This is a genomic window from Shewanella sp. 2_MG-2023 (assembly GCF_030548905.1).
Classification (GTDB): domain Bacteria; phylum Pseudomonadota; class Gammaproteobacteria; order Enterobacterales; family Shewanellaceae; genus Shewanella; species Shewanella electrodiphila.
This window is the reverse complement of sequence record NZ_JAUOSO010000019.1, coordinates 35,506-58,251: the sequence shown is the minus strand read 5'-3', so window position 1 is coordinate 58,251 and position 22,746 is coordinate 35,506. Positions and strand designations below refer to the sequence as shown.

The window sequence follows — 22,746 nt, the reverse complement described above, 5'->3', positions numbered from 1 at the left end:
GAAACACCTGCCAACAAGCAGGTGTTTTTTTATGTGAAAAATATGGACCTGGGTTCAGCTCCCGCCGCCGAATGTGAATCAATTGAAGTGTTTTGAATAATTTGAGACGTAAATGTTTTATCTTAATGCAAAGAAAAAGGGCTTAACCTTGCGGTTAAGCCCTTTTAAGTATTTGGTGGAGGCGGCGGGATTTGAACCCGCGTCCAGAAAGCCTACATCCAAGGCGCTACATGTTTAGTCTCTCTTTTGATTAACCAAGTACACTCCGAAAGACAGGATTGCAATTGGCGAGTCCGATACTATTTCGCGGTTCACCCTCGGACGGAGTTCCCTCGCTATCAAATGTAATATGACCATCTTGAATCCCTGCCCATTTGAGAGACGTGGGTAAGATGGCTAGCTAGCCTAAGCTGCTAGAGAGTAGTTAGAGTCGTTAGCAACTATAACAGTGCGGCTTTTTACGAGGCCAACCGCCCCTCGACATGCTCCCAGGGTTTCGTGAATCCTGTCGAATCCAGAATCGCCCCCAAAGTTTGTTGATTGTATCGGGTAAACGCTAAAATACCTAGCGTATTCCACTAAAATACAATCGTTTGTATATTATCCGTCCAGTCTGCTCTTTTTCATTACGCGCGACTGTTCGACTTTCCATTCTCTTTCTTTAGTGTCTTGACGCTTGTCATGGTCTTTTTTACCTTTACCTAGACCAATCTCTACTTTTACCCAAGCGCTTTTGCGCCAGTATAGAGATAGCGGCACTAAGGTATAACCTTGACGCTCAATTAAGCCTTCAAGTTTATCAATTTCGCTGCGCTTCATTAGTAGCTTTTTAGTACGAACCGGATCACACACTACATGGGTCGTCGCTGTGTTGAGGGGCTGAACAGTACAACCATGCATGAATGCTTCACCGTTTTTGATGAAAACATAGCAATCAGCTAAGGTCACTTTACCCATACGCAAGGATTTAACTTCCCAGCCTTGTAGCTCAAGTCCTGCTTCTACTTTTTCTTCAATTTTAAATTCAAAGGTCGCGCGCTTATTACGTGTAATCGTAGCGGGTGGATTCTTTGATTTTTTCGAATTCTTTTTTACCATAATCGCGTGTACTGCCCGCTGTTATCCCATTTAAAAGATCTGCTCGTTTTCACATACTGCAGATATGGGGGAGAGAATAAACTAATCAAGGGATTATACCCAAACCACTTAAAGATGCGAGTTTATTCCTTAATCGTAATGGATGCGTTTTACTTCAAGCGTGTTAAAATTGGCAGATTGTTATCGATAGTGTTGTTATTCATGCCAAAAATTTCAAAAAATGTGCTTGTACGCTTCAGTGCAATGCAAATGTATGATCTGGTAAATGACGTTGAGTCGTACCATGAGTTTTTACCTGGCTGTGTGGGCGGCAAAGTCCTTGAGTTTGATGGTAAGACAATGGTCGCATCGGTTGATGTATCTAAAGCGGGTATTCGTAAAACGTTTACGACCCGCAATCAGGTTGTGTCTGGAAAATCCGTGTCTCTTGCTCTTGAAAATGGCCCATTTAAAAACTTAGATGGCATTTGGCGTTTTACTGAGTTGACGGAAGATGCTTGCAAAGTTGAGTTTGACTTAAATTTTGAGTTTTCAAACCCGCTTGCGGACATGGCATTTGGCCGAGTATTTAAAGAGTTAATGAATTCGATGGTGACGGCTTTTACCGATAGAGCCAAGGTAATTTACAATGACAAATGACGTTGAAACATTCTCTGTGGATGTGATTTATGCGCTCCCTACGCAACAAAAAATTATCACCATTAGTGTGATGCCTGGCACCACTTTTATTGAGGCTGTTAAGCAGAGTAATATTGTCAGTTTTTTCCCTGAAATTGATCTTGAAAAGGTCAAACTTGGAGTATTCAGCCGCCAAGCCAAGCATGATGAAGTGCTACAACAAGGTCAGCGTATTGAGATATATAGGCCACTCATTGCGGACCCTAAGGATGTACGCCGCAAGCGAGCTGAAAAAGCCAAAGAGGAAGGGCGCAGCAACAAAATTACAGGTGCTAAGCTTTAATTTATAAACTTAAGCTATCCATGTGATTTAAGCTATCCATGTGATATTGATGCGTAATGCTATGTGTAACGAGTTTTACGTATAAAAAAGCGGACAGCTAATGCTGTACGCTTTTTTGTGAGTATAATTTGGTTACTCGCCTTTTGGCCGATTTTGATTACCGCCTTTTGGTACGTCATTTTCCTTTGAAATACGTTCTTCTTCAACCAGTGGCTTAGCATCACGGTGAATGGCGTCAGGCTCTTGCTCTGGAAGCAAAGGAGCAACCACAGGCGCAGATATGGTTGGCAGCGCACCTTCATTAAGTGGTGTATCAAAGTCATCACTTAATTTGTAATCGCCTTCAACTTTGGTGAGCAAATCACCGTCGAAGTATAAAATAAGCTCTTTGTGAGTCACGCTGGCATTACGACCACTTTTAAAGTGATAAACGTAATACCAAATATTATCAGCGAAACTGTCACGCAATACTGGGCGACCTAATATGTATTCGGCTTGCTCTTTAGTCATTTCAACACGTAGCTTTTCTACTTGTTGTAACTCCATGTAGTTACCTTGCGGTACATCAGGCTTATAGATTAACCAATCAAAAACACTACAGGCACTTAAAGATACTGATAGCGCAACTGCGCCTAAAAGGGTAAGACTTTGTTTTTTGTTTATCATTGTCTGCGCTATTTCCTAAAAATCTGACGCCATCATACCCAAGGCTTCCCTATGCTGACAAGTGGCTATTAACTGTTGGATGCTATAACTGTGTGAATAATAGAGTGGATAGTTGTCAGTTAGTTCCTCACAACTTAGTAAACTTGACTAATTACTCAGGTAATCGCGCTTAATTGTTACATAAATGTAGAAAAATATGGTAAATCCAAGAGTAATTATATAAGTTTGAATAATGGGTTTTAGCTGAGACAGAAAAATTGATTAATTAAGTTAATTCATAAACCTGCATAGCCCGATACGTGCTTAATATTCGCTCTAATTTGACAAAAAGAATAATGATTAACGATGTCATCAAAAGAAATTAAAAAAAATCAACAATCACTGGCACCTCAAAAATCAGCAGGTAAGGTGACATTTGTAGGTACCGGTCTGCAATTAGCTGGGCAGATCAGTGTATTAAGTAAAAGCTACATTGAAAATGCAGATATCATTTTTTCGCTGGTTCCTGATGGGTTTACTGAACGATGGCTAGTTAGTTTAAATGCTAATCATCACTCACTTCAGCCTTATTATGCCCAAAAAGGTGAAGTGAAAAATCGCCGTGATACTTATTCGCAAATGGTCGATGCAATACTCGAACAAGTACGTCTTGGCTTAAACGTGGTTGTTGCCTTGTATGGTCATCCTGGCGTTTTTGCTTGTGTGTCGCATTTATCGATTAAGCAGGCGAGATTAGAAGGTTATCAAGCTGAAATGCTGCCAGGGATTTCTGCAGAATCGTGCCTATGGGCTGATTTAGGTATAGATCCTGGCACTTCCGGACATCAAAGCTACGAAGCCACTCAATTTATGTTGTATCAGCATATTCCTAACCCTAAGACCCATCTACTCCTGTGGCAAATATCGTTAGCTGGCGAACATACGTTAACTGAATTTTCGACAACATCAGAGCGGTTAGAGATCTTAGTTGAGCATCTATCACAGTGGTATCCGCGTGAGCATGAGGTAGTCATTTACGAAGCTGCTACCTTACCTCATTTAAAACCTAGAATTGAACGTTTCAACCTTGAGCAGTTGCCTCATGTTGAACTCAGTACCATTAGTACATTATTAATACCTCCCTCGGAGCAATTAGCTTTAAATTTCGACATATTAAAGCGCCTTGGGATTGAAGCTTGCGATATTGGATAAACCTTTCAACACTAAAATGGAAATTACTATGTCAAAACTTAGCTCTTTTTTAACGGATTTAAGCTCGGATGCAAAATTAAAACAAGCCTATGAAAGCTCGCCTGAAAAAGTCATGCAGGATTACGGCTTGAGTAAAGAGGAACAAGAAGCTGTAATGTCATGCGATGAAGGTAAAGTCTGTGCATTAATTGGGGATGTTGATAAATCTAAAATATTGTTTGTTCATCATTCCTAGGCTAATGGCTTGAAATTTATATTATTGATTTTGTTTTTTCTAAGTCCTTTTGCTTTTGCCAATACTGACCAGCAAATTGATATAGAGTTATCGCAATTAGAAAAAACGATGAAAACTTCCCCTGATGAAGGGGGAGTGCTTTTTAGTGCCTTACATGATAAAAGCTCAATTTTAAATAATGACCAGCTTGCTAGGTTATGGATGATCGATGCCCAAAGACAAATAATGATAGGCAATTTTGAGACTGCACTTATTCGCCTAGATGATGTACAAAAAGTGGCAACAGATAGAATATTATTAACCCAGTCTTATATGTATAAGGTCACTTCATATATAGGCCTAAAAAATTACACTTCTGCATTTATTGAATTAAGAAAGAACCTTGAACGAGTAGAAACCTACCAAGATCTAGAATTAAAACTAGAGTCATATTTACGCATTTTAAATGTATACCTAGACATGGATGCATATAAAGAAAGTAAACGAATTTCTGAGAAACTATTGGATTTGAATAAACAGCAGTCACCTAAAAGCCATTGCTATGGGCTTGTAGGACTAGGCTACAGCAATTTGAATTTGAGACTCTACCAAGAAGCTACCTCCACTTTTGACGAAGCATACGCTTATTGTCAAACTCACGAGTTTTCTCTTGTTGGGGCTATGGCTCTAAAAGGGTTAGCTGAAATCAACCTGGAAATGAGTGAATATAGTAAGGCTAAAGAGCAGTTGGAAACTGCTTTAAAGGTTTATCAAAGATTCAATTTTAGCTACGAACTATCAAGGACAAACGCACTATTAGCGATAGTCCACTATCATATTAAAGAATTCGAAACCGCTACCCATTATGCTGAATTGGTCAATGCGCTACCCAATGATTCTATTTATATGTTACCTAAGAGAAAAGTAAGTGAAATATTATCAATGCTTGCTAATCGACAAGGTAGATATAAAGAAGCTTATCAATATCAGGTTCTAGCTCATGCCTTAGATATGCAGATAATCAATGAGAAAAAAGTAAAAGAAAATGCCTACCAAATGGTTAAGTTCGATTCTGCAGAGAAAACTCGTGAACTGAATCAACTCGTACAAGATCATGAGATGATTGCTAAGCAACGTAGTATGTTAAATAACGAAAAAAGCTCTTCTTTTATGTTCTCAACGGTATTAGTCGGCACGGTGGCTTTTTTGAGCTTGATGTTGTCAGCAGCTTGGATGCAGCGAAATCAATTCCGTAAACAAGCGCAAATAGATGCGTTGACAGGTTTATATAATCGAGGCGCAGGCATCGAAAAAGCTGAGAATGAATTTATTCAAGTGCAAGCTCAGCAAGGCAGTATTAGTGTCATTGTTATTGATTTAGATTGGTTTAAAAAAATTAATGATAGTTACGGCCATGCTACCGGTGACTGGGCGTTAAAAAAGGTGGCTGATACGATTACTGAACATAAACGTGCCAGTGACATTGTTTGCCGTTTAGGTGGCGAAGAATTTGCGATCTTTATGCCGTTCACTGATATTGATTTTGCATATGAATGCGCGCAAAGCTTGTGTACAGCATTTGCTAATATCAATACTCGTTACTCTGGTCATCAATTTACAATTACAGGTAGTTTTGGGGTGAGTGATTTAACTAACGATGACTTAAGCCTAGATCCTATATTAAATCGTGCAGATAACGCGCTCTATAAAGCGAAATCTGAAGGTCGAAATCGAGTAGTTAAGTCTTAAGTAAGGCATGTCTCTTTTTAAATATCAGTGTCGTGCTTAGTTCTCATATCAAAACAAATCCAAACAACCTATAGCTGTTTCAATTATTTCTATTCTTAATGCTAGTTATTCGCACCGCTATCTATCGTTTTTATTGTGGCGGCGTTGGCTGTGACTGCATTACTTACCTTAATACTTTCTTGTTGCTGCCTATTTCTTGATTCCAGACTTTTGATTCTTGTGTATAGATTCTTGTGTATAGATTCTTGTGGTTAGTATTGTGTGCTTTGTGCCTGTCAGAGGACTATGGTTCGTACTCACTCACTCACTCACTCACTCACTCACTCACTCACTCACTCAATTACTCAATTACTTAATCACTCAATCAATCACACACCTGATCAATCAGTCACTCAATCTAAGGCGCAAGTATTCAGAGTATTGCCTTTCAATGCTTTCGCTTGGGGGCTTGCTGTTGTATGCATTCAAAACAATAGCTGTGAATTATCATTTGGCTATTTCTTTAACTATTCATTTAACTATTCATTTAACTATTTATTTGACCACTAATTTACTCATTGTTGATCATGAAAGCTCGGTTACAACCGCTAGCTGTGTTCGCTCATCCATATGCAGGCTAGCTATTAATGTCTGATTATTCCCATCATGTTTGCTACCCCCTGCACTAAGTCTTCAACTAACGCTTCAATTAACGCTTCAATTAACGCTTTAGTAAATCATACGCCCTCTGAATTAGCCTCATATTCTCCTAAGTCATAAGTTGAGGGGGATTATATGGTTGAAGCGTGTAGTTAATCCTTCTAGTCACTGCGGTGTCTTTGATGGTTTTTCAGCTCAAAAATCGAAAAATGACAGTTTTTTTACTTTTTAATAAAAAAAATCGATTTATTTTCATTGAAACCAAGAAATTCTGTGATGTTGATCGGGCAACATCGGTCAAGCTCTAGAGTAATTATTCTACTATTGTCATTTCGTTAACGTAAACGTCAACTTAAAACGATTGTTTGAATCCACTTTTGAAGGAGCTTTATCTATGTCATTGTTTTTAATCAGTTAGGTTGCTTTACCTTTAGGTTAGTTCAAAACAAAAGCTTGATTCTACTTTGGTATAAATACATAAAATTTAAGTAAATTAAAATTTACACTATGTTTCTTTATTACCTTTTAAATTACCTTTTGTGACGTCTGGTTAAGTTGTAAGACAATTTACCATTAAGATTATGTTAAAAGTTTGTTTTATTTAAAAGTTTAGTTAAAACATGTGCTTGGGTGTTTGTGTGGCTTGGTAATACCAATTTATCTTCATGTTTTTGATTGTTTTTAGGTCATTTTAAGCTGTTGCAAATGCAAACGTTTCTGGTTAGGTTTTAGTACGAAACAAACATTTGGTGGTTAAATTTTGGCAGGTTTGTTTTGGAGATAGAGAAATAGAGCGCAACCCGCTTTCATCTATAAAGTCATGCTTAATGTGCAGGCTTCTCTCTTTTTAAAACTGACTTATGCTCAAGGGGCTTAATATGACAGCAGAACAATTAGTGGCTAAATATGCTAAATCGCAGCCAAGTGCTGATACTGAATTACCAACAAGCGCAGAACTTGCGTTAATTGGTCCAAAGGTCCCTGGCCAAGAAACAATCTTTAATGATGGCGCGCTTTCTTTACTTGCTGCGCTGTGTGAAGAGTTTAATGAAGAAGTACCTGAGCTGCTGATTAAGCGTAAACAAAAGCAGCAACGCATTGATAATGGTGAGCTTCCAGATTTTTTGCCAGAAACTCGCGCTATTCGTGATGGTGAGTGGAGCATTCGTGGCATGCCAGAAGATCTCACTGACCGTAGAGTGGAAATTACCGGTCCTGTAGATCGTAAAATGATTATTAATGCCCTGAACGCCAACGTGAAAGTATTCATGGCAGATTTTGAAGATTCATTAGCACCTAGTTGGGAAAAGGTGGTTCAAGGTCAAATTAACCTACGTGATGCTGTTCGAGGCGATATCAGTTTTACAGCAGAAAACACGGGTAAGCATTACACCTTAGATGAAGATCCAGCTGTATTAATTTGCCGCGTTCGTGGTCTGCATTTAAAAGAGAAACATGTTGAATTTAAAGGCGAAGCTATCCCTGGTGGATTATTTGATTTCGCAATGTACTTTTATCACAACTACCACCAGTTATTAGCTAAAGGTAGTGGCCCTTATTTCTATATCCCAAAACTTGAAAGCCATGTTGAGGCTCGCTGGTGGGCAAAAGTATTCGCTTTTGTTGAAGAACGTTTTTGTTTAAAGCCTGGCACCATCAAATGTACTTGTTTGATTGAAACATTGCCTGCGGTGTTCGAGATGGACGAAATCCTCTACGAACTTCGTTCAAATATTGTGGCTTTGAACTGTGGACGTTGGGATTACATCTTTAGTTATATCAAAACACTTAATAAACATGCCGATCGTGTTTTACCCGATAGACAAGCTGTGACCATGGATACGCCTTTCTTAAGTGCCTATTCACGCTTACTGATTAAGACTTGTCATAAACGTGGCGCATTAGCGATGGGCGGCATGGCGGCATTAATTCCGGCTAAAACAGCTGAAGAAAATGAAATCATCTTACAAAAGGTTAAAGGCGATAAGGAGCTAGAGGCTCGCAATGGTCATGATGGCACTTGGGTTGCACATCCAGGTCTTGCTGATACTGCAATGACCATCTTTAACGACTACATAGGTACTGGTACTAACCAATTACATATTACTCGTGATGTTGATGCACCCATTTTAGCTGATGAGCTACTAGCACCTTGTGCTGGTGAGCGAACAGAAGCTGGGATGCGCTTAAATATTCGAATCGCGCTGCAATACATTGAAGCATGGATCCAAGGTAATGGCTGTGTGCCGATTTACGGCTTAATGGAAGATGCAGCAACCGCAGAAATTTCACGTACTTCTATTTGGCAATGGATTCAACACGAAAAATCATTATCAAACGGAAAGTTAGTCACAAAAGCATTGTTCAAAAGCATGCTCAGCGAAGAGCTTGGCACAGTAGAGCAAGAGCTTGGCAGCGAAAGTTTTAACCAAGGTAAGTTTAATCAAGCGGCGGGTTTGTTTGATGAAATTACCACTTCAGATGAGCTGGTTGATTTCTTAACTTTACCAGGTTACGAGCTACTAACTGCTTAGTTTTAAAGAGTTCAACAAGCTGTAACAAGCTTAATAGATAGAAATGGTATGACACATTGGGGTGTGAATACCGACATTAAATAGCATAACAAAACGAATTACACAGGAAGGAGTAACACTATGTCTAACACTAATAAGCAACTAACTCGTCAAGAACAGATTGATGCGATTAAGAAGGATTGGGCTGAAAACCCACGTTGGAAAGGTGTTAAGCGTCCGTTTACTGCAGAAGAAGTCGTCAAGTTACGTGGTTCGGTTGTGCCTGAGAATACCATCGCACAGCGTGGTGCTGAAAAACTTTGGAGCCTAATTAATGGCGGTGCAAAGAAAGGTTATGTGAACTCTTTAGGCGCATTAACAGGTGGTCAAGCAGTACAACAAGCTAAAGCGGGTATTGAAGCGATTTATCTTTCAGGTTGGCAGGTAGCAGCTGATGCTAACTTAGCGGGCACTATGTACCCAGATCAGTCTTTATACCCTGCAAACTCAGTACCTGCTGTAGTGGGACGTATTAATAATTCATTCCGTCGTGCTGACCAAATTCAGTGGGGCAAAGAAGTGAATCCAGGTGATGAAAATTACACAGATTATTTCTTACCGATTGTTGCTGATGCAGAAGCTGGTTTTGGTGGCGTACTGAATGCATTTGAGCTAATGAAATCAATGATTGATGCCGGCGCTGCGGGTGTTCATTTTGAAGACCAGTTAGCGTCAGTTAAAAAATGTGGTCACATGGGCGGTAAAGTATTAGTCCCTACACAAGAAGCGGTTCAAAAGTTAGTTGCTGCACGTTTAGCGGCTGATGTAAGCGGTGTTGAAACACTGGTAATTGCACGTACCGATGCTAACGCAGCTGATTTAATGACATCTGACTGTGATGCTTATGACCGTGATTTTGTCACTGGTGAGCGAACTGAAGAAGGCTTTTACCGTGTTAATGCGGGTATCGACCAAGCTATTTCACGCGGCCTAGCTTACGCACCTTATGCTGATTTGATTTGGTGTGAAACGGCTAAACCATGTCTTGAAGAAGCAAAGAAATTTGCTGATGCAATTCATGCACAGTACCCAGATCAATTACTAGCTTATAACTGTTCACCTTCATTTAACTGGAAGAAGAACTTGGACGATGCAACGATTGCGAAGTTCCAACAAGAACTTTCGAACATGGGCTACAAGTACCAGTTCATTACGTTAGCGGGCATTCATAACATGTGGTACAACATGTTCGATTTAGCTTATGACTATGCACGTGGTGAAGGTATGAAGCACTATGTTGAAAAAGTACAAGAAGTTGAATTTGCAGCAGCTGAAAAAGGCTACACATTCGTATCGCATCAGCAAGAAGTGGGTACTGGTTACTTTGACCAAGTCACTACTTGTATTCAAGGCGGTAAGTCATCAGTGACAGCGTTAACAGGCTCTACTGAAGAAGAACAGTTTTAATCGTTTTTAACTTTGTAACAGTTTAGCTGCTTTGCAGCTGATTTACCCCGGTGTTACTCACCTACAGGTTTCATCGGGTTTTTATCCAGTATTCGGAATATTAGCGAAAGCTAGCAGTGGTTCTTAATGCGAGGATTTTTAACTTCCTACCCAGTAAGTTTTCAACCATTCGCTTGTGTTGCGGCTCTTCGGAGCCGTTTTTTTTTGCAAAAAATAATGAGTTTATTGTTATTAAAAGGTTATAGTAAAAATACTGTCATAATTGATGAGTATGTACTTGAAAACCTCACTACCCATAACAAAAGGTGTCGATTACTGGACTAAACGTATTAGTGATCAAGAAATGCCTGCTTTATGTTCCACTATTAGAGACTTAGAGAAACTTGCTAAGGATGATGTGTCTTCATTAGCGTCTCTTGGTCGAAGTGTTATGCACGATAATGCCTTAACCACGCGTATTTTACGGGTTGCCAATAGTGCTATTTATAATAAAGGTACTAGCCATGTGACTACTGTTAGCCGTGCAGCAGTTGTGCTCGGCTTTGATACCATTCGTAATATCTGCATTACCGCCAAACTGCTAACGAGTCTTTTAGAAAATCATAACCTTTCCGAATCTGTTTATCAGCGTTTAATCAAATTGATGGCGCACTCATTTCAATCGGCAATGATTTCGAGAGTGATGCTCAAAGATTATGATGAAGCCTTGCGTGAAGAGGTGTTTATCGCCTCTTTATTATATCGAATCGGTGAAAGTGCTTTTTGGAGTATTGGCGGTGATTTTGTTGATCATTTAGACCAAGCCTTATTAGCGTGTGATTCGCCCAAGCAGCAGAAAGTTATCGTCAGGGAAAAACTTGGTACCTCGTTCTCGCAGTTAACGCAAAGCATTGCTAGAGCTTGGGGCTTAGGGGATGTGCTCACCACATCTTTGTCACACCCTGATGAAAGAATGCCTGAAATTCGCAGTATATTTTTAGCTAACGAAATTACAGATGCTTTGAATCAGCCCCATGTAAATGCTGAAAAGCTAAATGAATTATTAACTGCCGCTGCTGAAATTCAAAATATCAGTTTAGAGCAATGTAAAGCGCGACTGAGTCGCTGTGCTGAAGCAACGATACGTTTAGCTGAAGATTATGGTGCCATTGAACTTGTTCAACACTTGCCAGATACCGCAGAAATAATATCGACATTAGATAAGCCTGAACCTTTGCAGCAGTTTAGAGAAGCTAATTTGGTTCTTCAGCTGAAAAAATTACGTGAGCTGACAGAGTTTGCGATTCACAAAGCCGATTTTAATCAAGTTGTGCAAACAACTTTAGAAGGGGTTTTAGACGGTGTAGGAGTTGATCGCTGCGCAGTGATGTTACTGTCTCCTAATCGAAAACAACTATCACCACGGATTGCTTTTGGTGATGATGCGGATAAATTCAAGCAACAACTTTTAATTGAAATGTCAGGCGACAGTAATCCATTTTTGCAAAGCATAAACAGTAAAAAGGCGAAGTGGTTGCAAGAGTTTGATGAAAGAGCACCTGCTGATATGGATGCTTTTATTGGTTCAGATTTTGACTTAAGCCAGTTTAAACATGGTTTTATGGTTGCGCCCATTGTCGTTAATGATAAAGCGATTGGTTTGTTTTATGCGGACAAACAATTTTCTGCAAGGCAGCTTACTCAACAAGATTTTGATAGCTTTTGTCATTTAACTCAATTGGCCAATCTTTGCTTTGGGCTTACGGTAAAGTAACAAATATTCACTTAAACTCACATATCAACAGGCTTGTGTTTTACGCATTTTACCTACAGTGGTTGTTCTTTTGATGGGGATTGCTGTTGTGAAACTGTTTAAACATGAGCTTGATTTTACACACGAACTTAGTTTTACAGATGAGCTTGATTTTACACACGAGGTTAGTTTTAAACATGAAAATGCTTTCAAATAATGGCTTTAATTCCTTTTGTCGTCGTTCAACTCTTTACCGTTTTCTAGTGTGCTGCAGCTTATTGTGCAGCCTTATTACCTCATTTAGCCTCACCGCTTCAGCATCTGAATTAACGCTTAATCCACCACAAGCTTCTCAAGCACTTGAGATAATGGATACTGCTCGAAATAGATTAATTCCTGTTGAGTTATATCATCCTTCATCTAAGTTCGCTTGTACGCCAGATAAACCATGCTCTGTGGTTATTCTAAGTTCTGGGTATGGATTGTTGCATACTGATTATCAATTCATTAGCCATTTCTTTCAGCAACATGGCACGCTAGTTATTGCGGTTCGTCATGAGCTACCGTCAGATCCTTCGTTATCAGGTATTCAGCCATTTATGGAAACACGATCTGAAAATTGGCAGCGCGGCGCAAATACTTTGGATTTCATTCACGAGTACTTTAGCGGAGATGAGCTTCATGCTGAAGCTCATCATTATGCAAACTATGACTTTAATCATATCACCCTGGTGGGTCACTCTAATGGCGGCGATATTTCAGCTTGGTTAGCTGATTACGGTGTTGTTAGCAACAAATCAAAGCTAAATGGTGCAGGGGCAAACAAAAGCACAAATAAACAGGTGCAATATATTGCTCGTATTATTACGTTAGATCATCGCAGAGTGGCTCTGCCAAGAAGTCCTGATATTGAAGTGTTATCTATACGAGCAAGTGATTATCCTGCAGATGAAGGTGTGCTTCCTGGCGTTGATGAAGATGCAGCAAATATTTCTGTAGTCACGATTGAAAAAGCCAGACACAACGATATGAATGATTATGGGCCTGAATGGTTAAAAAACGAGATAGTACGTATCATTGCTAAGCAGTTTTATAGTGCAGAATAAGCCCAAGCTATAAACTAAGGCTATTAACTAAAGCTATAAATTAAAGCCGTAAACTAAGGCTATTAACAAAACTGCCAATAATGATGGCCAACGGGTTAATGCCATTGGCCATCATGACAAATAGTATTCTGGGCTTATTAACCAGCAACTATTAATCTACTCCTATTATCCTGCCCCTATAAGCTTGGCTACGGCTTTAGCATTTTCATTAGGGATAGCAATGCTTAAGTGGTATTGCACAATTTTCCAACCATTTTCAGTGAGTTGCAATGCACCTGTACCGCGGCATAAACCGTAACTTGCACTATGCAGTAACTCATCAAATACGATGGTATTGTCAAATTGTAATAACTGGCGAGATTTGACCTCATAGTGCCATCCATCAGTGGGTCTTGCATAACCTGCAAACTGGCTCATATCCCACCGCTCAGTCGCATCGGTACCAAGAAAAACGGCTTTCTCATCATAAAGTGAAAAGTAGCTATCCCAATTAGCATCACTGGCATCTTGATGGAGTTTATCTAATAAAGTATCGGCTTGCTGTCTCGACTCAACTGAAATCGTGTCATTGGCTTTTGCTGGAAGTGATGACATTACCCATAAACTGCTGGTTAATAGAAAGGTAAGAAGCGCTTTTTGCATGGAAATTCCTTGTTGTATTTTTATACTAAATCAACTCAGTATGGCACTAGTGCCAGTTGATGGGGTCAAGCTGATAAAACTGGCTTAACTCTTTATAAAGCAAATTGTGTCGTTGGTAAAATTCATGGGGTTTTTCAAAGAAGGTCTCGCTAATAACGGCAAAAAACTCAGCAGGGTTAGTCGCGCCATAATAGTTAAACAATGAGGGGACTTGTTGTTTTGCACAGTGTTGTAGGTTTTCAAACTCCTGACCTAACACCTTCGACCAGGTTGAATAATTTGTAATGTCTCGCAAAGGTGGCGCACCGTTCGCTTGGCCATTTTCTTGATCAAGTTGATGTGCGAATTCATGAATCACGACATTTTGACCATCAAATGGATCAGCGGCACCATCAAGAGTGCTTTTCCAGGATAATATAATTTTTCCATTCCCCCATGATTCACCGAGTAAAACATTACGTTGATTAGATTCAACTCCAGCAAAGTCAGTGCCTCTTTTCTCGACAATAAAGGCATATGGATATACTAAAATCGGTTTCAGTTTTGGGTAAAAGTTCGTTTTACGATTGAGTAGTAGTAAGCATGCCTGAGCCGCAATGGTGACTTTGACTTCATCTGTAATCTCAAAGCCGTCACAGCCAACAAATTCCTTTTCTGCAATAAACACTTGAATGTGTTTTTTAAGTTGCAGTTGAAGATCGGTTGGCATCGCTTTGAAATAAGGGAATCGACGCTTAAGTATGTTTCGCCACGCTTTAGGAAATGGTTGCAGCGTTATTTTTTCTCTATGACGCTGAGTTCGCATTGGCTTGGACACAATAAGGCCAATGGCAATAATTGAAACAATGATCAAAGCCAATAGTGCAAACATATGCCCTCGTTAATAAGTAATAAGCTTAAATAGGTTATTGGGCGACTAAGTATGATTTTCAAGGGTAAGTTTAGATATAGCTAATAAAGCTAGTGTAAATTAGTCATAAAAAAACTGGCAATCAACAAAAGTTGATGCCAGCAAAGAGGGGGGAGGGATTTTTATTTTTTTAGTGCGTTACTCAAATTAATTATTGGGTAAATTCCTAGTATTTTCAGTTTATTTTTTAAATGTAGATTCCTTTAATTTGCTGACTATTTGATGTTTATGTCAGTTTCAATTGCTCGTTGTTCTTGCTCTGATAACAAAAAGTGTTGCTGGATCAGTTGTCTGATCAATTTAGATTTAGCTGAATGACTACTCAAGCTCATGGCGGTTAATTGCTCAATTGCTGCTTCACTTAATGTAAATGTGGCTTTTCTGAACGGCTTTGGTTTCCCTTTGCTTGAATCTGCATTTAGCGGTTCATTGGCTTCGGTTAACGCAAATAATTGTTCCATTGCGTGTTTATTAGAATCATCGTGCGAAAGAGTATGACGCTGTGGTTTCCCCATGGCATACAAGTTTGCTGCTTCAATAAAGTCATCAACCGACATCTGCGGCGAAAATTGTGCTTTACATGGCGTAACGTTTTTCTTGAGATCTGCTAGCCCCATAAGTCCCCCTCAGCTGCGTAACGTTTCCGGCATCATTACGTTGTTGGATAAGTTGTTCTGCATTCTCAACTTCCAGCAATTCGCAGGCAATATTGCGAATTTCGTTAGCTGCTTTTCCGCTAGGGTCTATTTCAATGACTGACAAACCAGATTCTTCACTGTCATCGTAAATGTTTCGGCTGTAAGTGATTGCTTCAAGCACGTTGATATCGAAAGTGTTGCACACTTCTTTTGCTTCAAAAATTCGACCGGCTTGATTAGGTAAACTTGGGCACTGGGTGATAACAAATGAAGCTTTCATTTTAGGGTTAATCATCTTACAAGTTGCGATGATATCGTCCATGTGTTCAACGGTCTTTAAATCACGACGTTTAGGGCGTAATGGCATTAAGGCATGTGATGCCACTGAAAGTGTCGCACGAAGGGCTAAGTTATCTTGTCCGCCGCAATCGACAATGACGTAATCATAATGTTGCTCGAGACTAAGTAAGTCGTTGCGTATTTTTCCGTATAATTGCACGCAATTAATGGCAGGAAGTTCAGGATTATTGTTTCTTGCTTGGATCCAGTCTGACGTGGTTCTTTGTGGGTCACAATCAACCATGATAATGCTTGCTTTAGCATCTTTTGCGAGAAATACAGCGACATTTTGTGCAAGGCAACTTTTGCCACTACCGCCTTTTTCTCCACCGACTAATATGATCATCTTTACATCTCCTGATGGGGCAACGAGAACCACTTTATAAACACTCGTTGCAGTAATACTTAGTCAAACTTTCGATTAAACCTTAAGTAACATTTAACCTTTATGCTATTAACTTTATGTGGTGAGTTGTAACAGGTCAATTGGCGGTAAATTGACGATAAGGCCGTTTTGACTCGCTGGTGTCTTTTTGACTTGTCAGCATTATTGGCGGCTTTTTGACTGATTGGTTTTTAGCCAAAGTTGGTTAGGTGAATTGGTTGATATTGAGTGGTTTAGGGCGTTAAAACATTGACGCTGTCATTGTGTGATTCAATTACACAGAAAAATGGATAGGCGAACAAGCTTATTTAATAGCTAAAAAGTATTATAGGGTTAGTTTATATTTCTAAATGTTATATTTAAAATGGAGATAAAAATGCAGTTATTAATGTGGATCTTCTCATGTAGCTTGTTTAGCGTTAACCAAACAGCAATAATTTAGTGAGTTTGTTGCAGTAAACCTGAGCTGTATTAGCTCAAAGCTGTGCTAATTCAAAGCTGTATTTTTTCAAATCGATACTTGCTCAAATCGATACTAGCTCATATATATTTTCGAGAATCTCTAAGCTGTAGGATGAGTTAATCTATTTTATTGGCGATTATCAAGCCAAATAAATATAGTCAAAGTATAATGTGATAAAAAATGTTGGAATATAATCTAGATGAATGAAGCACTACTTTTAGAAGCAATTAATCAAAAAATGCCATTTGGTAAGTATGCTGGCAGAAAACTATTGGAATTACCGGAACCTTATTTAGTCTGGTTTCATAGCAAAGGTTTTCCTGAGGGGAAATTGGGCGAGCAGTTAGCGTTAATGTATGAAGTGAAATTGAATGGCCTAGAAGAAATGCTGCAGCCATTACTTAAAAAGTGAGTTTGTCGTTTTATGTTAGTTGAGTATTAAATTATTTCAGCAGGCTTTTGGTCATATAAAAGCCATTAATGACTTGGTCTTTAGTGATTTGATAGCTTGGCTGTATTTGTTTAAAACCTTGCTTAAGGAAAAAGCCTTTCGATAAGTAAGATGCATCGACACTCAGTGATGTATAGCCTTGTGCTTGAGCCCATAATTCCAGAGTTTGATAAAGCCGATTTGCCAACCCTTGTCGCTGTAACAATGGTGATATATAAAGACTATCAATGTAGCCTTGATGATGAAAATCGGTTTCCACATTGATAACCCCCACGACATCCTCTGTTTCGCTTTGTTGAGTATCGCTGAGCATTACCCAGCTTTGACTGCGCTGTAATCTCAGTTGCCAGTGTTTTCTTGAACGAGGGGCTGTTGACCATGCGTTTAATTGCTCATGGCTATAGCGAGGATGGTCAATGTGCTGAACACTAAGGTGAACTAATTGACTGACTTTTTCAGCAAACTTTGGCTTAAACTGAACAATGGAAAAAAGATTACTCATAGGTAGATTCGGATGTTGAGTTCATAAAATTATCACAAGGTTTAAATGTCATTATCAATGATCCACTGGAACATTTAACCAAAAAAAATCGACTAATGATAATTAGCCGATTATGCGTTTATTTGAAACTAAAGCGAGTTATTTTTTCTCGATTTTGCCTACAAATAATAATTCTTCAAAGGTTTTGTTTAGCGTGCTGCTGGTGAAATCATTCATCCACATTTGCTCGTTCATGCTAACAGTGTCGCCTTTAGTAATGTCAACTTGTGGGCCAGCAGCCCAGAAAGTTTTGTCTTCACCTTTAACTTGTACGTAGGTGTAGCCACCGCTGTTCATTGTGTCTAATACTTCGCCTTGGTGCATGATACCAGCAGCCCAAGCTGAAGAAACACCTAATGCTAATGTTGCAGCCGCTGCTAATTTGATTAATTTTGCTTTCATGAAATTGTTTCCTATTTGATTAGGCTAATATTTGCAATGATTCAAGTCATGAATCCACATAAAGATACATTATTAAATCATGAAGCTAGCACAGGGTCTGTGATCAGCTGCAGATTTGTGAAGTCTACATTATCATAAATAATATTAATCTTGGCTAATGTATCGTTTTTCTTATGCATCTCTATTTTTAGTTAAGCTTAATTTTTAATGGTTCAATCTAAGGCTGTATTTTATCGATGGCTAATATAATACACATTAGGTTGTAATGGGTTTTCAATTAAATTGCCATGTTGAGATACAAAATCGACAAAGGCTTCTGGCAAGGTCATGGTGTGCAAATCTTGTTGCCAGTGCGCCTTGAGTAATGCGTCATAACCTTCTTTTCCTGCGGCGGTGTATGCACTTGAAACGCCGATATACAGCTTATCTTTGTCTATCTCACTCCATTGCCCTTGTCGATATTCTTCGATAAGGGTAATGCGTTGATTTTTTTCTAACTTCCCATCGTAGAAGTATCTAATCCCATAAGTATACGGAAAGCTGCCAGCACCTGTGCCAGTGACGCCATTGTTAGTGGCAGCATTAATCGACGACTCTAGCACTTGATATAAGTATTGGCCTTGGATTTGGTATTTAACTAAAGGCAGCTCAAACGGTAATATTCGCCCGAGTACATCAGCGACGGATAAGTTACCTTTATTTAATGATTGCCTTACGCCGCCTGCATTATGTAATGCAAAGTCTAATTCTGGCTCAGATAATTTAGTGGCTTTATACATACTACGGCATACCCAAGGCGCGATTTCACTGCCATGGGGGAAGTGCTTGCTGGGCAGTCGAGTGTGGATCAAATCTCGTGGAATATGGGCGAGTACTTGCTCTTCGAGGGCGTTTAACGCAGGGCGATAATCTCGCATAATAGTGTCGTGTACTGCTTGATTAGCTTCATCGCCTAATACGCCAGAGTGGGATTGTAACTGCTTGGTCACTTTGGCAATCTGTTCTGGCGTGATTTGCTTAGCCGCGTTCGCCTCATTTGGGATTAATGAAACTTCCACCTGCTCATCGAGCATAAAGTAGTTATCGCCATTAATGGCAGTACACTTGCCTTGAACGTCAAACTCTATTTCAGCAAGCCCCAACACTTCCGCATATTTACTAGCGTGAATGATAGGGGTGTTATTTATCACTTCTGCGTATTCGGTGTGGCTTAAGCCTAAGTCACTAAAATTGCCTTGCAGTGTGTGAGAGTGACCGCCAACAATAACACTTATCCCGTCAACTTTTTCGGCTAACTCACGGTCTTGGTCCAGCCCTAAGTGGCTTAATATGACAATGTGATCAATACCTTGCTGTTTTAACATAGTCACGGTGTTGACTGTAGTATCAATTGCGTTAATAAAGTGAGTGTCGGGGTCGGGTCTTGCAATTAATGGCATTTGATCAAGGGTGATACCGACAATGGCAATTTTTTTGTCATAGAAAGGTTTTAACAGCACCTTGGCGCACTTTAGCTGCGGATCATAATCAAGCAACATAGGATGGTCTTTTAATCGACCTTCCTTATCGGTGACTTCCTGACTTAAATCCATATTGCCAGCTAATAGTGGAAATTCAATTCGATTTAAGAAGGCTAAAACCGGACTGTTACCCGCATCAATTTCATGATTACCCAACACCATGGCATCAGGGTTTAACATATTTAATAAGTGCGCATTGGCAGCACCTTTAAACTCGCGAAAATATAACGTGCCCTGAAAGCTATCACCGCCATGAAGAAATAAAAATGCTTGTTGGTCATCATGGGCTTTTTTTCTGGCAGTTTCTATTTGGTAACAGAGGCGAGCATAACCACCCGTTTTGGTTTCAGCTTGAAACTCTTGGTCATCAACTGACAAATTAAATTTAACTTTGCTTGGCTCGAAATTTGAGTGGGTATCATTGATATGAGCGAGCGATAGCGTGTAATTTTTCGGCATCATTTCCTCTATATTTACAAGGGAGAAAGATTGTAGGAGCCCCTTGCTAGGTTACAAACTCGACTCTGTTCGTTTTCACCTGTGATGTACGCAGTAAAGATATTTGTTGGTCAAAAAAGGGAGCAATGCTCCCTTTATATTTGAATCAATGTTTGTCTAAAAGCCATTTCATGTCGTGTTTATTTACAGCTTTTTATCACTCGATTTTTTATCTCTAGTAAGTGGTTCACTGGCAGGCATGACAAGAGGCTTATTGTTTTGTTGAGCACCTTGTTTGGCTTGTTCAGCGACCATCGTATCTTGTTTAGAGAACTCACCATCATCAGACAATACAATGCCTTTATGCTTCATGCGAGTGCTCCATAACTTACGAGCTAATTGTTGCATATCAGTGACGGGGTCATTGGAGTCGACAATCTCCAAGCCTAGTAAGGATTCAACAATATCTTCTAAGGTAACAATACCTTCACCAGAACCATATTCATCAACAATCATGGCAATTTTGGTATTGCGCTTAATCATTAATTCGAAAATCGGTAATATCTTAGCCGTCTCAGGTATCACTAGCAGGTTCTTTTTCAATACACCGATAGATTCCTTAGGCGTATATCGTTCTGCTTGAATGATATTATTACGGTTAACGTAGCCGATAATATTATCTGGGTCATCCTGATATACCGGAATTCGGGTAAAAGGCTTAGCTAAGAATTGCGTGACAAATTCACCTTGAGATAAATGTATCGGTAATTTGAACATCACAGTTCTTGGGGTCATGATTGCAGATACTGGCATTTCTTTCACTGACAGCATTTGCGTTAAAATCGCAGATTCTTGCTTGTCTAGCTCACCTGATTGGCGGCCAATTTCTGCCATCGCACTCATTTCTTGACGGATATATTGTCCTTCGTCGCCTTTACCCATTAACTTTGTCACTTGTGATGACATCCAAATCAACGGTTTAGTGGCTCTTTCCATCCACACTAAAATGAGCGAAACCGGAGAGGCTAAAGAGCGCCAATAGTTTGCACCTAATGTTTTCGGAATAATTTCAGAAAAGAATAAAATCAAGAAGGTAAGCACACCAGAGAATACGCCGAGCATTTCATCACCAAAAACTTTTGCTGCCTGTGCGCCTGCTACTGCAGCGCCGACGGTGTGAGCTATGGTGTTTAATGTCAGAATAGAAACCAGTGGTGATTCCACATTTTGTTTCTGTTTATCAAGCCGTTTTGCAGCTTTTGGATTAGTTTTTGCCAAGTTGGCAATGTAACTAGGGGTAACAGACAGTAATACCGCTTCAAAAACACTACAAAGAAATGAGATTGCAATGGCGATAAATACTATAATGATAAGAGTTATCATAAAGGTGGAATTACACCTCCATATGGCAGACCAATATTAGTCCACGGAAATTTTAGCACAGTCGTGAAAGTATCAAAGCTTTAATGCAGTGACACTGGCGAAATTTTGTAAGGATCTGTATAATTCGCCGCCCGCTAGCAGGTTTTAGGTTTTTTTGAGGTTAGACAACATGAGTGAAAAAAAGATCAATTTATTGGATCTTGATCGAAAGGCAATGAGAGCGTTATTCACCGAAATGGGCGAAAAACCGTTCCGTGCTGATCAATTGATGAAATGGCTTTATCACTTTGGTGTTAGCGACTTCGAAGAAATGAACAACATTAACAAAGCATTACGCGCTAAATTATCGCGTAAGTGTGAAGTGGTTGCGCCAGAAATTGCCAGTTTCCAAAAGTCAGATGATGGCACGATTAAGTTCGCTATTAATGTAGGTCAAGGCCAAGAAGTTGAAACGGTTTATATACCTGAAGAAGACAGAGCGACTTTGTGTGTATCATCGCAAGTAGGCTGTGCACTAGAATGTACTTTCTGTTCAACAGGTCAGCAAGGCTTCAACCGTAACTTGACCGTGGCTGAAATCATCGGCCAAGTTTGGCGTGTATCAGAATTTTTAGGTTTCCATAAAGATACCGGTGACCGTCCTATCACTAACGTTGTGATGATGGGCATGGGTGAGCCGTTATTGAATTTAGCCAACGTCATCCCTGCGATGGACATCATGCTGGATGATTTTGGTTTTAGCTTATCAAAACGCCGGGTAACATTATCAACTTCAGGTGTGGTACCCGCGCTTGATAAGTTAGGTGATGCGATAGATGTTGCACTTGCAGTAAGTATTCATGCACCAAATGATGAATTGCGTGATGTGTTAGTGCCAGTGAATAAGAAGTACCCATTAGAAGAGTTTCTTGCGGGTATTCGTCGCTACTTAACCAAGTCAAATGCCAACCGTGGTCGCGTGACCGTAGAATATGTCATGCTAGATCATATCAACGACAGCACAGACCAAGCACATGAGCTGGCTAAGTTGATGAAAGATACACCGTGTAAAATTAACTTAATTCCATTTAACCCTTACCCTGGGTCACCATATGGTCGTTCTTCTAATTCTAGGATTGACCGTTTCTCGAAAGTATTGATGGAATATGGGTTAACCGTAATTGTACGTAAGACTCGCGGAGACGATATTGATGCTGCTTGCGGTCAATTAGCGGGTGATATTCGTGACCGAACTAAACGTATGGCGAAAAAACGCATGCAAGAAAGTGCTATTTCGGTCACAATGGATTAACTCTTTG

The 22,746-nt window shown here is 39.6% G+C and carries 21 protein-coding genes and 1 other RNA gene; 11 read left to right on the top strand and 11 right to left on the bottom strand.

Features of this window, described 5'->3' with window-relative positions; all coding sequences use genetic code 11:
* Positions 1-173: 173 nt before the first annotated feature.
* Positions 174-528: a transfer-messenger RNA gene (gene ssrA / locus Q4600_RS17455) on the bottom strand.
* 72 nt (positions 529-600) lie between these two features.
* A complete protein-coding gene (gene smpB / locus Q4600_RS17450) occupies positions 601-1,098 on the bottom strand; it encodes an SsrA-binding protein SmpB (RefSeq protein WP_102526487.1) in 498 nt (165 codons plus the stop codon).
* 201 nt (positions 1,099-1,299) lie between these two features.
* Here smpB and Q4600_RS17445 point away from each other — a divergent pair, with 201 nt between their 5' ends.
* Together Q4600_RS17445 and Q4600_RS17440 are read left to right on the top strand one after the other, a co-directional pair.
* The gene (locus tag Q4600_RS17445) at positions 1,300-1,737 is read left to right on the top strand and encodes an SRPBCC family protein (RefSeq protein WP_248954992.1); all 438 of its coding nucleotides are present in this window, start codon (positions 1,300-1,302) and stop codon (positions 1,735-1,737) included.
* Positions 1,727-2,059 carry an RnfH family protein gene (locus tag Q4600_RS17440; protein WP_229370092.1) on the top strand — a complete coding sequence of 111 codons (333 nt, stop codon included), beginning with the start codon at positions 1,727-1,729 and terminating at the stop codon, positions 2,057-2,059. The genes Q4600_RS17445 and Q4600_RS17440 overlap by 11 nt, the downstream gene beginning before the upstream one ends.
* 132 nt (positions 2,060-2,191) lie before the next feature.
* Here the strand turns inward: Q4600_RS17440 and Q4600_RS17435 are convergent, their stop codons facing one another.
* Positions 2,192-2,725 (bottom strand): outer membrane protein assembly factor BamE, encoded by a 534-nt coding sequence (locus tag Q4600_RS17435; protein ID WP_303517336.1) that lies wholly within the window; start codon positions 2,723-2,725, stop codon positions 2,192-2,194.
* A 345-nt stretch (positions 2,726-3,070) separates the two neighbouring features.
* Between Q4600_RS17435 and Q4600_RS17430 the strand changes: the two genes are divergently transcribed.
* From Q4600_RS17430 to Q4600_RS17400, 7 genes are all read left to right on the top strand, one after another.
* Positions 3,071-3,916 (top strand): SAM-dependent methyltransferase, encoded by an 846-nt coding sequence (locus Q4600_RS17430; RefSeq protein WP_303517335.1) that lies wholly within the window; start codon positions 3,071-3,073, stop codon positions 3,914-3,916.
* A gap of 28 nt (positions 3,917-3,944) precedes the next feature.
* The gene (locus tag Q4600_RS17425) at positions 3,945-4,151 is read left to right on the top strand and encodes a hypothetical protein (RefSeq protein ID WP_153913335.1); all 207 of its coding nucleotides are present in this window, start codon (positions 3,945-3,947) and stop codon (positions 4,149-4,151) included.
* Positions 4,152-4,160: 9 nt separating this feature from the next.
* The gene (locus Q4600_RS17420) at positions 4,161-5,879 is read left to right on the top strand and encodes a GGDEF domain-containing protein (RefSeq protein ID WP_303517333.1); all 1,719 of its coding nucleotides are present in this window, start codon (positions 4,161-4,163) and stop codon (positions 5,877-5,879) included.
* A 1,517-nt stretch (positions 5,880-7,396) separates the two neighbouring features.
* On the top strand, positions 7,397-9,052 hold the full coding sequence (aceB, locus tag Q4600_RS17415; RefSeq protein WP_303517332.1) for a malate synthase A: 1,656 nt from the start codon (positions 7,397-7,399) through the stop codon (positions 9,050-9,052).
* 120 nt (positions 9,053-9,172) lie between these two features.
* A complete protein-coding gene (aceA, locus tag Q4600_RS17410; RefSeq protein WP_102528875.1) occupies positions 9,173-10,498 on the top strand; it encodes an isocitrate lyase in 1,326 nt (441 codons plus the stop codon).
* Between the two features lie 271 nt (positions 10,499-10,769).
* The gene (locus Q4600_RS17405; RefSeq protein ID WP_303517330.1) at positions 10,770-12,251 is read left to right on the top strand and encodes an HDOD domain-containing protein; all 1,482 of its coding nucleotides are present in this window, start codon (positions 10,770-10,772) and stop codon (positions 12,249-12,251) included.
* 176 nt (positions 12,252-12,427) lie between these two features.
* Positions 12,428-13,336 carry an alpha/beta hydrolase gene (locus Q4600_RS17400; RefSeq protein ID WP_303517328.1) on the top strand — a complete coding sequence of 303 codons (909 nt, stop codon included), beginning with the start codon at positions 12,428-12,430 and terminating at the stop codon, positions 13,334-13,336.
* Between the two features lie 165 nt (positions 13,337-13,501).
* Here Q4600_RS17400 and Q4600_RS17395 read toward each other — a convergent pair whose 3' ends face one another.
* The 4 genes from Q4600_RS17395 to Q4600_RS17380 form a co-directional block, all read right to left on the bottom strand.
* Positions 13,502-13,978, bottom strand: coding sequence for a nuclear transport factor 2 family protein (locus tag Q4600_RS17395; RefSeq protein ID WP_303517326.1), 477 nt, complete (start codon positions 13,976-13,978; stop codon positions 13,502-13,504).
* A 46-nt stretch (positions 13,979-14,024) separates the two neighbouring features.
* The gene (locus Q4600_RS17390) at positions 14,025-14,849 is read right to left on the bottom strand and encodes a M90 family metallopeptidase (RefSeq protein WP_303517325.1); all 825 of its coding nucleotides are present in this window, start codon (positions 14,847-14,849) and stop codon (positions 14,025-14,027) included.
* A 254-nt stretch (positions 14,850-15,103) separates the two neighbouring features.
* Positions 15,104-15,505 carry a CopG family transcriptional regulator gene (locus Q4600_RS17385; RefSeq protein WP_303517324.1) on the bottom strand — a complete coding sequence of 134 codons (402 nt, stop codon included), beginning with the start codon at positions 15,503-15,505 and terminating at the stop codon, positions 15,104-15,106.
* Positions 15,465-16,211, bottom strand: coding sequence for an AAA family ATPase (locus Q4600_RS17380; RefSeq protein ID WP_102528870.1), 747 nt, complete (start codon positions 16,209-16,211; stop codon positions 15,465-15,467). The genes Q4600_RS17385 and Q4600_RS17380 overlap by 41 nt, the downstream gene beginning before the upstream one ends.
* 701 nt (positions 16,212-16,912) lie before the next feature.
* Here Q4600_RS17380 and Q4600_RS17375 point away from each other — a divergent pair.
* Positions 16,913-17,125 carry a DUF3820 family protein gene (locus tag Q4600_RS17375; protein ID WP_055025682.1) on the top strand — a complete coding sequence of 71 codons (213 nt, stop codon included), beginning with the start codon at positions 16,913-16,915 and terminating at the stop codon, positions 17,123-17,125.
* 31 nt (positions 17,126-17,156) lie between these two features.
* On the opposite strand, the gene Q4600_RS17370 is transcribed toward Q4600_RS17375, so the two are convergent.
* The 4 genes from Q4600_RS17370 to Q4600_RS17355 all read right to left on the bottom strand — a co-directional run bounded on the left by Q4600_RS17370 (position 17,157) and on the right by Q4600_RS17355 (position 21,448).
* Positions 17,157-17,666 (bottom strand): GNAT family N-acetyltransferase, encoded by a 510-nt coding sequence (locus Q4600_RS17370; protein WP_303517322.1) that lies wholly within the window; start codon positions 17,664-17,666, stop codon positions 17,157-17,159.
* A gap of 138 nt (positions 17,667-17,804) precedes the next feature.
* Positions 17,805-18,107: an NrfJ gene (locus tag Q4600_RS17365; RefSeq protein ID WP_102528868.1), complete on the bottom strand. Its 303-nt coding sequence runs from the start codon at positions 18,105-18,107 to the stop codon at positions 17,805-17,807.
* 230 nt (positions 18,108-18,337) lie between these two features.
* The gene (locus Q4600_RS17360; protein WP_303517319.1) at positions 18,338-20,086 is read right to left on the bottom strand and encodes a bifunctional UDP-sugar hydrolase/5'-nucleotidase; all 1,749 of its coding nucleotides are present in this window, start codon (positions 20,084-20,086) and stop codon (positions 18,338-18,340) included.
* Between the two features lie 183 nt (positions 20,087-20,269).
* Complete coding sequence (locus Q4600_RS17355; protein WP_303517318.1) at positions 20,270-21,448, bottom strand: CNNM domain-containing protein; 1,179 nt, start codon at positions 21,446-21,448, stop codon at positions 20,270-20,272.
* A 169-nt stretch (positions 21,449-21,617) separates the two neighbouring features.
* Between Q4600_RS17355 and Q4600_RS17350 the strand changes: the two genes are divergently transcribed.
* The gene (locus tag Q4600_RS17350; protein ID WP_102528865.1) at positions 21,618-22,739 is read left to right on the top strand and encodes a bifunctional tRNA (adenosine(37)-C2)-methyltransferase TrmG/ribosomal RNA large subunit methyltransferase RlmN; all 1,122 of its coding nucleotides are present in this window, start codon (positions 21,618-21,620) and stop codon (positions 22,737-22,739) included.
* Positions 22,740-22,746: the final 7 nt, after the last annotated feature.

What these genes read in the sequence shown, in the direction of transcription:
- smpB (WP_102526487.1), bottom strand. Translation starts at nt 1,098, where the DNA reads ATGGTAAAAAAGAATTCGAAAAAATCAAAGAATCCACCCGCTACGATT.
- Q4600_RS17445 (WP_248954992.1), top strand. Translation starts at nt 1,300, where the DNA reads ATGCCAAAAATTTCAAAAAATGTGCTTGTACGCTTCAGTGCAATGCAA.
- Q4600_RS17440 (WP_229370092.1), top strand. Translation starts at nt 1,727, where the DNA reads ATGACAAATGACGTTGAAACATTCTCTGTGGATGTGATTTATGCGCTC.
- Q4600_RS17435 (WP_303517336.1), bottom strand. Translation starts at nt 2,725, where the DNA reads ATGATAAACAAAAAACAAAGTCTTACCCTTTTAGGCGCAGTTGCGCTA.
- Q4600_RS17430 (WP_303517335.1), top strand. Translation starts at nt 3,071, where the DNA reads ATGTCATCAAAAGAAATTAAAAAAAATCAACAATCACTGGCACCTCAA.
- Q4600_RS17425 (WP_153913335.1), top strand. Translation starts at nt 3,945, where the DNA reads ATGTCAAAACTTAGCTCTTTTTTAACGGATTTAAGCTCGGATGCAAAA.
- aceB (WP_303517332.1), top strand. Translation starts at nt 7,397, where the DNA reads ATGACAGCAGAACAATTAGTGGCTAAATATGCTAAATCGCAGCCAAGT.
- aceA (WP_102528875.1), top strand. Translation starts at nt 9,173, where the DNA reads ATGTCTAACACTAATAAGCAACTAACTCGTCAAGAACAGATTGATGCG.
- Q4600_RS17405 (WP_303517330.1), top strand. Translation starts at nt 10,770, where the DNA reads ATGTACTTGAAAACCTCACTACCCATAACAAAAGGTGTCGATTACTGG.
- Q4600_RS17400 (WP_303517328.1), top strand. Translation starts at nt 12,428, where the DNA reads ATGAAAATGCTTTCAAATAATGGCTTTAATTCCTTTTGTCGTCGTTCA.
- Q4600_RS17395 (WP_303517326.1), bottom strand. Translation starts at nt 13,978, where the DNA reads ATGCAAAAAGCGCTTCTTACCTTTCTATTAACCAGCAGTTTATGGGTA.
- Q4600_RS17390 (WP_303517325.1), bottom strand. Translation starts at nt 14,849, where the DNA reads ATGTTTGCACTATTGGCTTTGATCATTGTTTCAATTATTGCCATTGGC.
- Q4600_RS17385 (WP_303517324.1), bottom strand. Translation starts at nt 15,505, where the DNA reads ATGGGGCTAGCAGATCTCAAGAAAAACGTTACGCCATGTAAAGCACAA.
- Q4600_RS17380 (WP_102528870.1), bottom strand. Translation starts at nt 16,211, where the DNA reads ATGATCATATTAGTCGGTGGAGAAAAAGGCGGTAGTGGCAAAAGTTGC.
- Q4600_RS17375 (WP_055025682.1), top strand. Translation starts at nt 16,913, where the DNA reads ATGAATGAAGCACTACTTTTAGAAGCAATTAATCAAAAAATGCCATTT.
- Q4600_RS17370 (WP_303517322.1), bottom strand. Translation starts at nt 17,666, where the DNA reads ATGAGTAATCTTTTTTCCATTGTTCAGTTTAAGCCAAAGTTTGCTGAA.
- Q4600_RS17365 (WP_102528868.1), bottom strand. Translation starts at nt 18,107, where the DNA reads ATGAAAGCAAAATTAATCAAATTAGCAGCGGCTGCAACATTAGCATTA.
- Q4600_RS17360 (WP_303517319.1), bottom strand. Translation starts at nt 20,086, where the DNA reads ATGCCGAAAAATTACACGCTATCGCTCGCTCATATCAATGATACCCAC.
- Q4600_RS17355 (WP_303517318.1), bottom strand. Translation starts at nt 21,448, where the DNA reads ATGATAACTCTTATCATTATAGTATTTATCGCCATTGCAATCTCATTT.
- Q4600_RS17350 (WP_102528865.1), top strand. Translation starts at nt 21,618, where the DNA reads ATGAGTGAAAAAAAGATCAATTTATTGGATCTTGATCGAAAGGCAATG.